This is a genomic window from Ruminococcus sp. B05 (genome assembly GCF_003628495.1).
In the GTDB taxonomy this organism is placed as follows: domain Bacteria; phylum Bacillota; class Clostridia; order Lachnospirales; family Lachnospiraceae; genus Schaedlerella; species Schaedlerella hominis.
In genome coordinates this window covers 73,388-85,977 of sequence record NZ_RBZR01000002.1, presented here as the reverse complement: position 1 = coordinate 85,977, position 12,590 = coordinate 73,388, and the positions used below count along the sequence as shown (strand labels likewise).

Annotated in this window: 10 protein-coding genes; 8 read left to right on the top strand and 2 right to left on the bottom strand. The window is 38.1% G+C overall.

Features of this window, described 5'->3' with window-relative positions; all coding sequences use genetic code 11:
• Positions 1-24 precede the first annotated feature (24 nt).
• Entirely contained in the window at positions 25-1,941 is a 1,917-nt protein-coding gene (locus D8Q48_RS03420; protein WP_121055436.1) for an ATP-dependent helicase, read from the top strand.
• On the opposite strand, the gene D8Q48_RS03415 is transcribed toward D8Q48_RS03420, so the two are convergent.
• On the bottom strand, positions 1,924-2,238 hold the full coding sequence (locus tag D8Q48_RS03415) for a DUF1292 domain-containing protein (RefSeq protein WP_121055434.1): 315 nt from the start codon (positions 2,236-2,238) through the stop codon (positions 1,924-1,926). The two genes, D8Q48_RS03420 and D8Q48_RS03415, sit on opposite strands and share 18 nt — an antisense overlap.
• Before the next feature lie 158 nt (positions 2,239-2,396).
• Between D8Q48_RS03415 and D8Q48_RS03410 the strand changes: the two genes are divergently transcribed.
• From D8Q48_RS03410 to D8Q48_RS03395, 4 genes are read left to right on the top strand one after another with little or no spacing between them, the layout of a single operon-like run.
• Complete coding sequence (locus D8Q48_RS03410) at positions 2,397-3,413, top strand: substrate-binding domain-containing protein (protein WP_121055432.1); 1,017 nt, start codon at positions 2,397-2,399, stop codon at positions 3,411-3,413.
• 12 nt (positions 3,414-3,425) lie between these two features.
• Positions 3,426-5,123 carry an alpha-amylase family glycosyl hydrolase gene (locus tag D8Q48_RS03405; protein ID WP_121055430.1) on the top strand — a complete coding sequence of 566 codons (1,698 nt, stop codon included), beginning with the start codon at positions 3,426-3,428 and terminating at the stop codon, positions 5,121-5,123.
• A gap of 18 nt (positions 5,124-5,141) precedes the next feature.
• The gene (locus D8Q48_RS03400; protein ID WP_118723876.1) at positions 5,142-5,690 is read left to right on the top strand and encodes a DUF5662 family protein; all 549 of its coding nucleotides are present in this window, start codon (positions 5,142-5,144) and stop codon (positions 5,688-5,690) included.
• 19 nt (positions 5,691-5,709) lie between these two features.
• Positions 5,710-6,357 (top strand): histidine phosphatase family protein, encoded by a 648-nt coding sequence (locus tag D8Q48_RS03395; protein ID WP_121055428.1) that lies wholly within the window; start codon positions 5,710-5,712, stop codon positions 6,355-6,357.
• Between the two features lie 234 nt (positions 6,358-6,591).
• On the opposite strand, the gene D8Q48_RS03390 is transcribed toward D8Q48_RS03395, so the two are convergent.
• Complete coding sequence (locus D8Q48_RS03390) at positions 6,592-8,229, bottom strand: ATP-binding cassette domain-containing protein (RefSeq protein ID WP_117989602.1); 1,638 nt, start codon at positions 8,227-8,229, stop codon at positions 6,592-6,594.
• Positions 8,230-8,514: 285 nt separating this feature from the next.
• Between D8Q48_RS03390 and D8Q48_RS03385 the strand changes: the two genes are divergently transcribed.
• The 3 genes from D8Q48_RS03385 to D8Q48_RS03375 are packed head-to-tail and all read left to right on the top strand — an operon-like array spanning position 8,515 to position 12,573.
• Entirely contained in the window at positions 8,515-9,372 is an 858-nt protein-coding gene (locus D8Q48_RS03385; RefSeq protein WP_191855106.1) for a patatin family protein, read from the top strand.
• Positions 9,373-9,387: 15 nt separating this feature from the next.
• Positions 9,388-11,505, top strand: a complete 2,118-nt coding sequence (gene ppk1 / locus D8Q48_RS03380; RefSeq protein WP_121055425.1) for a polyphosphate kinase 1 — start codon at positions 9,388-9,390, stop codon at positions 11,503-11,505.
• Between the two features lie 21 nt (positions 11,506-11,526).
• The gene (locus D8Q48_RS03375) at positions 11,527-12,573 is read left to right on the top strand and encodes an aldose epimerase family protein (RefSeq protein ID WP_118687613.1); all 1,047 of its coding nucleotides are present in this window, start codon (positions 11,527-11,529) and stop codon (positions 12,571-12,573) included.
• The last annotated feature ends 17 nt before the right edge of the window (positions 12,574-12,590 follow it).

Below are 12,590 nucleotides of genomic sequence, written 5' to 3'. Positions count from 1 at the left end.
AAGAAAGATTTGAAAGAGGTAAAGATGAGTTCAGATAGCCATGTAGAGAATCAGATACCTGTTTCTCATAACGGCGTCACTGGCACGCAGAAAGCCAGACGGACTTCACTTAGTCAGGCACAGAAAAGTGCTGTGCTTCACGGAAAGGGACCGTGTCTTGTATTGGCAGGTCCCGGCTCCGGGAAGACGATGACGATTGTAAACCGAATAAAATATTTAATAAAAGAATTACATGTACGACCAGAAGAAATTCTGGTCATTACTTTTACTAAATATGCGGCAACAGAGATGAAATTGCGATTACAGTCCGGGATGGAAGGAAAAAAACTTCCGGTAACTATGGGTACGTTTCACGGAATTTATTATGGAATTTTGAAATGGGCGTATCGGTTCGGACCGGAAAATATTTTATCGGAAGAAGATAAGTATAAACTGGTTCGTCAGATTGTGAATCATCAGGATGGACTGGAGATTATGGATGAAGAAGATTTTTTGAAAGATATAATCACAGAGATTGGTGTTGTGAAAAACAATCGGAACCATATAGATACATATGAATCAAAAAGATGTCGACCGGATATCTTTCGGAATATTTACCAGGAATACGAAAAAGAGCGGAAGCAATTAAGAAAAATAGATTTTGATGATATGCTTGTTTTGTGTTACCAGTTGTTTATAAGCCGGCCAGATTTGTTAAAGCTATGGCAGGAAAAGTTTCAGTATATATTAATCGATGAATTTCAAGATATCAATCAAGTACAGTATGATGTGATTAAGATGCTGGCTGCACCGCAAAATAATCTTTTTGTTGTAGGTGACGATGACCAGTCCATTTATGGATTCAGGGGTGCGGATGCGAAGCTGATGTTTCAATTTCAAAAAGACTACTCGGATGCAAAACAGATTTTGCTGGATATTAATTACCGGTCAACAGCCAATATTGTGAAAAATGCGTTGAAAGTAATCGAGCATAATGAGGTACGTTTTGATAAGGCGATTAAGACGAAGAAGAAAGCAGGAAAGAGTCTGCATGTACAGGAAGTAAGAGATTCAGAAGAAGAGAGCAGATACATTGTAGGAGAGATTGCATCGAGAATAGCAGAAGGTATTTTGGCAGAACAGATTGCTGTGTTATACCGAGTACATACAGATGCGAGAGCTTTAGTGGAAAAGTTGATTGACAGTAAGATTCCTTTTCAAATGAAAGAACACATGCCAAATTTATATCAGCATTTTATTGCAAAAGATATCCAGGCATATTTTCGTATAGCGCTTGGTAAATTGACGAGGGCAGATTTCTTACAGATCATGAATCGACCAAAACGTTATATCAGCAGGGACAGTGTTTCGGGAAAAGAAAAAAGTCTTTATGATGATGTACGGAAATTCTATAAAGATAAAGCCTGGATGATAGATCGTATAGACCAGATGGAATGGGATATTAAGATGCTTGGAAAGATGGCACCTTATGCAGCAATTCAATATTTGAGAAAACGAATCGGATACGATGAATACTTAAGAGAATATGCAACACAGCATCAGATGCAGAAAAGCGATCTGTTTGATATACTTTCTGAGATTGAAGAAGCTGCGAAACCATATGAGACTTTACAGGAATGGTTCGCACACATAGAAGAATATAGCACCGCATTAAAAATGAAAGAACAAAAAAACGGAGAAAATAAACGAGGGGTTCATTTGATGACAATGCATGCATCAAAAGGGCTGGAATTTGATACGGTATATCTGATCCAGACAAATGAAGGGTGCATTCCTTATAAACGTGCGTTAGAAGAAAATGGGCTGGAAGAAGAAAGAAGACTGTTTTATGTTGCAATGACCAGGGCGAAAGAAGTTTTAAAGATTAGTTATGTGAAAAATAAAAACGGAAAGGAAATAAGTCCTTCCCGTTTCGTTGAAGAGTTATTCGAGGGAGTCTAATCCAAGTGCATCCAGATCGAGTGCCTCGTACTCCATAGTATCGAGCCATTCATCATATGCATCACAGACTGCGTCGTATTCTTCATCATCTTCGATGGATTCAAGTCCAGGTTCTCCGTCCGCATCCTGTGTGTAGCGGTAGATGTATACAGGGCTTTCTTCGCCGCCTTCTTCATCCGGTGGAAGAAGTGCAATATACTGCTGTTCATTTACATCCAATATACATAAAATCTGACATTCAATTGTTTCATCATTGTCTAAATACAGGGTTACAGTACCCAATTCATTCTGTTCCATAAGAGTCTCCTTTTTGAAGTATTGACAATATTTATCTAGATTTACTTTAACAAAGATAAAGATGAAACGCAAGAAGAAGATGAAAACGAATTGACAAACTATGAAAAAAAGTTAGAATAGAATCAGTGAATTTGAATTATTACAGGAGGAGATTGAAGTTGAAGAAACGTATATTTACGATATTAATGGCGGTCATGATGATAACATTGCTTTTATCAGGTTGTAAAAAAACAGCAGGAACACCACAGGATAATACAACAAAAGAGACAGAAGAAGCAAAGGCAAAAGAAGCCCAGGAGGAAGCCCAAGAAGAGGAAGAAGCAGGGCTTCTGCTTGGATATAGTTGTATTAATTTGAATAATCCGTATTTTCAGGCACTGGAAAAGGCAATAGAGACCTCTATCGGAGAAGATGTTCGAATTGTGTCTATGGGAGCTGAGAACGATGCTTCGAAACAGAATCAGCAGATACAGGAAATGATTGATATGGGCGTAGATGCAGTATTTTTATGTCCGGTAGACTGGGAAGAGATTGAGAGTGCACTGGAAGCATTGAAAGAAGCAGGCATTCCGGTTATCAATCTTGATACACAAGTGAAAAATTCAGATCTTACGGATGCATTTATAGGATCAGATAATAAAAATGCAGGATATGTGTGCGGAAAAGATTTGAAGGAAAAATGCCCGGATGGAGGAAAAATCCTGATTTTTGAAGATAAGGGAATCAATTCTGTAAACGAGCGAATTACAGGATTTGAACAGGCCATTTCCAATGCAGGATTTGAAGTGTTGAATCGAGCAGATGTGAATGGAGAAAAACAAAAAGCATACGAACAGATGAAGGAATTTTTGAAACAATATTCAGAAATCAATGCAGTCATGTGTGGAACGGATGAAGTTGCATTGGGAGTACTTCAGGCGGTGAATGAGGCAGGACGTAAGGATATTTATATTTATGGAGCTGACGGCTGTCCGGAAGCAAAGGAAGAAATTGCAAAAGAAGAAAGTGCATTTGTGGGAACAGGAGCACAGTCGCCGATTAATATAGGAAAAGATGCTGCAGAAACAGCTATGGCAATACTGGAAGATAAAGATTATGAAGAAAAGATACAGGAAGAAACATTTATCATTAATAAAGATAATGTAGAACTGTATGGAACAAATGGCTGGCAGTAGGAGGACATCAGAATGAGGAGAGTGGAAGGAACACCACAGCCGCTGGGGGCAACATCGTACCCTAATTATACAAATTTTGCAGTATCAGTACCGGCAGGGAAAACATGTCGTTTATTGATCTATCAGAAAGGAAAAGTAGAACCGGTACAAACATTTGATATGCTGGAAGAAGAAGGACTTGGTGAAGTTCGATTTCTTGGTCTGGAGGGATTTCGTGCAGACAGACAGGAATATAATTTTGAAATAGATAAACAGGTTTGTGTAGATCCTTATGTAAGAGAAGTTTCGCGAACAAAACGTTTTGGAGAAAAACCAAATCCGCAGAAACACGAAATCCGTGGACGGGTTCCGGAAACAGCGTATGACTGGGAACAAGATCATCATTTAAAATTACCATTGAATGAAGTGATAGCATATAGTTTACATATAAGAGGGTTTACAAAACATAGCTCATCAAAGGTAAAACACAAAGGTACATTTTTAGGAGTGATCGAGAAGATATCATATTTGAAGTCTCTTGGCGTAAATCAAATTCAGTGTATGCCGATTTATGAATTTTCAGAGATTGTCGGACACAAGACAAATTATTGGGGATATGGAAAGGGATATTATTTTGCTCCAAAGCCGTCTTACAGTGCTTCAGGGCATGCGTGCCGTGAATTGAAGGATATGGTGAAAGCATGTCATAAAGCAGGTATTGAAGTGGTGATAGAAATGCCATTTACACCGGAGATACTGCCGCAGATGGCAATTGAATGTCTGAAATATTATATGCTGGAATATCATATAGATGGGTTTGTGCTCAATCCATATAATGCCCCGTGGGAAAGTATGAAGCAGGATCCTCTTTTAAAAGGAATTAAGCTGATCCAAAAAGACGACGGATTCCAAAATGTGATGCGTCGCTTTTTGAAGGGAGATGAAGGGATGATCCCAGATGTTATCTGGGCGATCAAACACAATTCCAGTGAAGATAATAAGTATAATTATGTGACGAACCAGACAGGTTTTACCCTTCAGGATCTTGTATCATATGATGCAAAGCATAATGAAGAAAATGGGGAAAATAACCAGGATGGACCAGATTATAACTATAGCTGGAACTGCGGAGCAGAAGGTCCAAGCAGGAAAAAGGCAATTGTAGAATTACGAAAAAAACAAATACGTAATGCTATGATGTTGTTATTGTTATCGCAGGGAACACCGTGCCTGCTTGCAGGAGATGAGTTTGGCAATACCCAGAAGGGGAACAATAATGTATATTGTCAGGATAATGAGACAGCATGGCTGAACTGGAATAAGAAAAAGATGAATGAAGCATTGTTTGAATATGTGAGGACATTGATTCAATTTAGAAAAGAACATGCTTCTCTTCATAAAGAAATGCCATTGCTAGGTATGGATAAGACCGCATGTGGGCTTCCTGACATTTCATTTCACGGAGAACTGGCATGGCAGACACCGGTAGCTGTTTATAGCAGACAGCTTGGCGTATTGTATTGTGATAATGAAGCAAAGCAGGATACATGTTATATAGCCTACAATATGCACTGGTTAAAGCATACATTCGCATTGCCATCCTTGCCGAAAGGAAAAAAATGGTATCGAGTTATGGATACAGCAACAGAAGCGTGTGATGAAAAACTGGAAGAAATGCAGAAGGCAGTTCGGCTTGATGAGAGAAGTATCGTAGTATTGTGTGGAAAATAAAGAAAGTAGGAAGATATTTTGAAAGCAGTGCAACATTTTCGAACAATTACAAAACACAAAATATTGGTTATGAAAGAGTGTTTTCGCGTAGGCTTATATCGACAGGGATTATTGCATGATATGTCAAAATACGGCTGGACAGAATTCAGAGTAGGATGTAAGTATTATCAGGGCACTAGAAGTCCGAATAATGCGGAAAGAGAAACTCTCGGTTATTCTTCAGCCTGGCTTCACCATAAAGGAAGAAATAAGCATCATTATGAATATTGGATCGATTATGGACTTGATGGGAAGAAAGCTCTGATCGGTATGAAGATGCCAAAAAATTATGTGGTGGAGATGGTACTGGATCGCATTGCAGCAAGCAAGGTCTATAAAGGAGATGCATACAAAGATTCTGATCCGCTGGAATATTTTACACATGGCGGAACAGATGGATATGTGATGCATGAAGATACAAAAGCCCTTTTGGAAAAATTACTCCGGATGTTGGCAGATAAGGGAGAAGCAGAAACATTTGAATATATCAAAAAAGTTGTGCTGAAGGATAAAAATTTCTCATATTAGAGAAAAAGAGGAGAAAACGATGCTGGTTTATATTGTACGACATGGAGAGACAGATTGGAATAAAGAGCATAAAGTGCAGGGGGCTGTTGATATTCCGTTAAATGAATATGGAATCCATCTTGCAGAAGAGACAGCAGACGGCTTGAAGGACATCAGATTTGATGCAGCATATTCCAGTCCGCTTAGCAGAGCAAAAAAAACTGCGGAAGTGATTTTGGAAGGACGTAATATAAAAATAAAAGAAGATAAACGAATCCAGGAAATTTGTTTCGGCAGCTATGAAGGCATGTGCATAGGTGGTGAAAAGATGGATCCGAAAAGTGGTGAGTTTAATAAATTCTTTGTAGACACTCAAAATTATGTTCCTTTAGATGGTGGAGAAACTGTGTCTCAGTTGATGAAAAGGACTGGAGAGTTTTTACGTGAACTGTGTGAAAATAAGGAATTATATCAGAAGAATGTTCTGGTTACTACACATGGTGCTGCGATGACGGCATTATTAAATAATATCAAAGAAAATTTTGATGTGGCGGCATTTTGGAAAAATGGAGTTCCGGCAAACTGTGCAGTTACAATTGTAGATGTGAAGAAAGGAAAACCGGAAATTATAAAGGAAAATGTAATTTATTATAAAGAACAGGTTCGCACCTGGAAAGTAGGGAAATAAAAACCAGATAAAAAAGAGCTTCGGACGAACATATCATCCGAAGCTCTTAAATTATGGTTACTGTTCACAGTACCTGTGACCAGCAACGCATCTCGCCATTTTAAATTGCCTTTGGCAATGGGCGAGATGCCGTTCAAGATAAAACGTGCATCCTCCGTGCCAATCAGCGTAGTGATTGACACGGGAGTGAACAGTAACAAATTATGCATTGTGATAAAAAAGTAAGTGAGAAAATTAATCTTCGTCGTCTTCTTTATCTACAGTATAAGTCTGTCTCTTTCTTGCCATCTCATCGTTTTCAAGATACTCATCGTAAGTTGTGATCTTATCGATCAGTTTTCCGCCAGGAACAATCTCCATGATACGATTAGCTGTTGTCTGTACAATCTGGTGGTCACGAGATGTAAATAAGAGAACACCAGGGAATTTGATCATACCGTTGTTGAGTGCAGTGATAGACTCCATATCTAAATGGTTAGTAGGCTCATCTAAGAGTAATACATTAGCACCGGAAATCATCATCTTAGATAAAAGACAACGAACTTTCTCACCACCGGATAAAACTTTCAGACGTTTTACACCATCATCTCCGGCAAAGAGCATACGACCAAGGAATCCTCTGACATAAGTAGCATCTTTGTTTTCTGAATACTGTGTCAGCCACTCTGTGATTGTATAATCATTATCGAATTCTCCGCCAAAATCTTTTGGAAAATATGCCTGAGAAGTTGTGATTCCCCACTTATAAACACCTTCGTCCGGTTCCATCTCACCGATCAGAATCTTAAACAGAACTGTCTTTGCAAGCTCGTTGCTTCCGACAAAGGCAACTTTGTCATCATGATTTAGAGTAAAGGAAATGTTATCCAAAACTTTTACACCATCAATTGTTTTTGAAATTCCTTCAACAGATAATACTTCATTACCAATCTCACGATTTGGTCGGAAATCAATATAAGGATATTTTCTGCTGGAAGGTTTGATCTCATCCAGTTCAATTTTTTCAAGAGCACGTTTTCTTGAAGTAGCCTGTTTGGATTTAGAAGCATTGGCACTGAATCGAGAAATGAAATCCTGTAATTCTTTGATCTTTTCTTCTTTCTTTTTGTTTGCTTCTTTCATCTGACGGATCAAAAGCTGACTGGATTCATACCAGAAATCATAGTTACCGGCGTATAACTGGATTTTGCCATAATCAATATCAGCAATCTGTGTACAGACCTTATTTAAGAAATAACGGTCATGGGATACAACAATAACTGTGTTCTCGAAGTTGATCAAAAACTCTTCAAGCCAGGCAATCGCATCCAGGTCCAAATGGTTAGTAGGCTCATCGAGAAGCAGAATATCCGGATTACCGAACAAAGCCTGAGCAAGCAGAACTTTCACTTTTTCAGCACCTGTCAGGTCACGAAGATATTTATAATGTAAATCAGTATCAATACCGAGTCCATTCAATAATGTAGCAGCATCAGATTCTGCATTCCATCCGTCCATAGTAGCGAATTCTGCTTCCAGTTCGCTGGCTTTGATACCATCTTCATCTGTGAAATCTTCTTTGGCATAAATTTCTTCCTTTTCCTTCATAATTTCATACAGACGGGCATTCCCCATAATAACGGTATCTAATACAAGATAATCGTCATATTTGAAATGATCCTGCTGCAGGAAAGAAAGTCTCTGTCCCGGAGTGATTACAATTTCTCCGTTTGTTGGTTCAATCTGTCCGGAAAGAATTTTTAAGAATGTAGATTTTCCGGCACCGTTGGCACCGATCATTCCATAACAGTTTCCTTCAGTAAATTTGATATTAACATCTTCAAACAGCGCTTTCTTTCCGACGCGCAGTGTTACGTTGTTTGCACTAATCATGTTTTGGTTTCTCCTTTAAAATAAAAAACTTTGTTAATGGATAACAAGCTTCAATTGTTATCAGAACTCCAACGCTTATATTAACATGGTTTGGAGGCAAAAGGCAAGGTGTGTTGACCTTGGAAATTGCTTTTTGTGAAGAATTTCATTTTCTATTCAAAAAGAGTGGAAATGTTTTAAGAAATTTGTGGAGATTGTTATTTTCCAAAGGCAAAAAACGTTATATAATAGAGCTATTAAAATTTTTATTGTGGAGCCAGTCGCAAGAAAGTGAGGATGACATATATGGAGAAAGCAACGATTGTACTAGAAGGCGGAGCAACAAGAGGCGTATTTACATCAGGTGTTTTGGATTATCTGATGGAAAAAGATTTGTATTTTTCAAATGTGATCGGGGTATCGGCAGGGTCGTGCAATGCAGTAGATTATGTTTCAAAACAGCCGGGACGGACGAGAGACTGTATGATTCCGACAGATAAAAGTCTGAATTATGTGAATGGTTTACGTACTTTTATTAAAGAAAAATCATTGATGAATATGGATATGATTTTTGATAAATTTCCTCATGAAACATTTCCGTTTGATTTTGAAACATATTTTAAATCAGAGACTAAATGTGAGATTGTGGCAACGAATTGTCTGACAGGAGAAGCAGAGTATCTTGAGGAAGGAAAGGATGAGAAGCGACTGATGAAAATCTGTCGTGCATCCTGCAGTATGCCACTGGTAAGTCCAATTGTGAATGTAGATGAGGTTCCATATTTGGATGGCGGGCTGGCAGATTCTATTCCGATTCGTCATGCACAGGAATTGGGAAACGAAAAAATTGTGGTTATATTGACGAGAAACAAAGGATATCGTAAGAAAACAATGAAAAGCAGTATGGTTAATCTGTATCGTAAACAGTATGCAGCATATCCAAATCTGGTGAAGACAATTCTTACCAGAAGTTTTATGTATAATAAAGAAATGAATCATATTGAACGTCTTGAGAGAGAAGGAAAAATATTTGTACTTCGTCCGGAAGTGAAACCAGTGTCCAGAATTGAGCGTAATGCGGCAACATTGAAGGCGTTTTACGATCATGGATATCAGCTGATGGAACGTGAATATGAACGATTGATTAAATACCTGGAAGTTTAGATGGGGAGGAATAATATGGTAAAAGAACATTTAACATATACACAGAATCGTGAATTATCCTGGCTTCGGTTTGATCAGAGAGTATTAGAGGAGGCACAGGACGAGAGTGTTCCATTGTTGGAACGCATGAAATTTGTATCTATTTTCACAAGTAATCTGGACGAATTTTTTATGATTCGAGTTGGCAGCCTTTATGATATGGCAGAGGCAGACGCAAAAAAAATAGATAAAAGATCCGGAATGACAGCACAAGAACAGCTTAGTGCAATTTATGAAGCGGTAGCTCCGCTTTATAAAGAGCGTGATAAAACCTATAGTGAGATTAAAAAGCAGCTTTCACCATATGGAATCTGCGGTCTTGATTTTAAGGAATTAGAGCAGCAGGAGAAGAAGTATGTAAAAAAATATTTTAAAGAACAGATTCTTCCGATTTTGTCTCCGCAGATAGTTGATGCGAACCATCCATTTCCGCATTTGCTTAATAAAGAGATTTATGTTGTGGCAATGTTGAAATATGAAGCTCACTCAATGATCGGAATTGTTCCGGTTCCACAGTTTGTCTCAGATATTTTATATCTTCCGGGTCATGATGTACGGTATATCCGAATGGAAAAAGTAATCATGGAATATTTAGATATTGTTTTTGAACAATATCAAGTATCGGAAAAAAATTATATCTGCGTGACGAGAAATGCGGATGTGTCACCAGATGATGAGGCTTATGCTGATAATGAAGATTTTCGTTTTGTTATGAGGGAAACATTACATAAGAGAAGAAAAATGGCAGCAGTAAGACTTGAAACGGCAAATCCGCTGAGTAAAGAGATGGAAAAGTATTTCTGCGAAAAAATTAAAATCGGGCCAGAATGTATTTTCCGTACTAAGATGCCGATGAAACTGGATTTTATTTTTAAAATTATTGATAAAGTACCGGATTCGATGAAACGCTCATTGATAGATGAACCATTTTCACCACAGCCGTCAGTTTCTCTTGTGGAAGGCAGCAGTGTGATGGCACAGATAAAGAAAAGAGACATCATGCTGGCGTATCCTTATGAGAGTATGGAACCATTTTTGCAGTTGATCAAAGAAGCATCTACAGACCCGGATGTTATGACAATAAAAATTACAATTTACCGTCTGGCGAAAAAGACACGTTTGGCGGAGTATTTGTGTGCAGCTGCGGAAAACGGTAAAGAAGTAACCGTATTGATTGAGCTTAGAGCAAGGTTTGATGAGCAGAATAATATTGACTGGTCAGAAAGAATGGAAGAGGCAGGATGCAGGGTGATTTATGGGTTTGAAGGATATAAAGTACATTCGAAAATCTGCCTGATCACGTATCGAAACCGAAATGAGATCAAATATATTACACAGATCGGAACAGGAAACTATAACGAAAAGACAGCAAAATTATATACAGATTATTCTCTGATGACATCAAATCAATCAATAGGAGAAGATGCAGCACTTTTCTTTAAGAACATGTCAATTGGTAATCTTGATGGAGTTTATAAACATTTGATCGTATCACCTACCAGCTTAAAAACAAAGGTATTAAGCCTGATGGATGGAGAAATCAAAAAAGGAGCAGAAGGACGTATTTTGATGAAAATGAATTCGGTGACGGATATTGATTTCATGAGAAAAGTTTCAGAAGCTTCCAAAGCAGGTGTGAAGGTGGATCTGATTGTTCGCGGAATTTGTTGTATATTGCCGGGGATTAAAGATGAGACCGAGAATTTGAAAGTGACAAGTATTGTCGGACGATATCTGGAACATCCAAGAGTATTTGTGTTTGGAAAAGATGAAAATGCTACGATATATATCGGATCAGCAGATATGATGACAAGAAATACGGAAAAACGTGTAGAAGTTGCGTGTCCGGTTTATGATCCAAATATTAAAAAACGTCTGCTCCGCGATTTGAAGATTATGCTTGCGGATAATGTAAAAGCAAGAGAGATGAAGAGCGATGGGACTTATCGGAAAAAGAACCGGGGAGACAGAATAATCTGTGCACAGGATGAATTTATGAAATATGCGATTACAGCAAAGCGTCCTGAAAAGAAAGAAAAACATATCACTCCGTTTGAAAAATTAAAAAAATTTTTAAAAATAAAAAGAAAATAAGACAGCAAAAGGAGAACAACTATGAAAGCAGTTCGTGTCGAAACATTTGGAAGTACATCAAAGAAAGAAGAAGCAGTTTTATATACACTGACAAACGAAAATGGAATGTCAGCATCTATAACAAACTATGGTGCAGCATTAGTAAAATTGAATGTGCCGGATAAAGAAGGAAAATTAAGAGATCTAGTTTTGGGGTATGATGATGTGACCGGATACGAAAAAGGAGGCGGATCGTTTGGCGCACCGGTAGGTCGTAATGCGAACCGTATCGGAGGTGCAGTTATTACAATTCAGGATAAGACATATGAACTTGAGAAAAATGATAATGGAAATAATCTTCACAGTGGAACAAATTATTATAATAAGAGAATCTGGAATGTGGGTGAAAAAACAGATTCTAAAATAGAATTTGTTTTGCATAGTCCGGATGGGGATCAGGGATATCCGGGAACGCTGGATATGCATGTTACATATGAGCTGACAGAAGACAATGAGCTGAGACTTATATATGATGCGGTTCCAGATCAGGATACCATTATCAATATGACAAATCATAGTTATTTTAATCTTGATGGACATGACAGTGGGAACGTCTTAAAAGAACTGGTAACACTAGATGCGGATTATTTTACAAGAGCAGATGCACAGTCGATTCCAACAGGTGAATTAGTGGATGTGACAGGAACACCGATGGACTTTAGAATGCCAAGAGCACTTGGTGAAGCAATTGATGCAGATTATGAAGCGGTCCGGTTGGGAAAAGGATACGATCATAACTGGGTATTGAAAAATAATGGAAAATTTGATAAAGTAGCACAAGCAGTTTCAGAAAAAAGCGGGATTGTTATGGAAGTATGGACAGATTTGCCGGGAATGCAGATGTATACAGCAAATTTCCTTGATAATGAACACGGAAAAAATGGTGCAGTATACGGTATTCGGGATGCAGTATGTTTCGAGACGCAGTATTTTCCAGATGCAGTACATCACGAAAATTTTGCCAGTCCAATCTGCAAAAAGGGCATACCATATCACACAGTGACATCTTACAAATTTGAAACAAAATAGTAGAAGAAACGGACAGG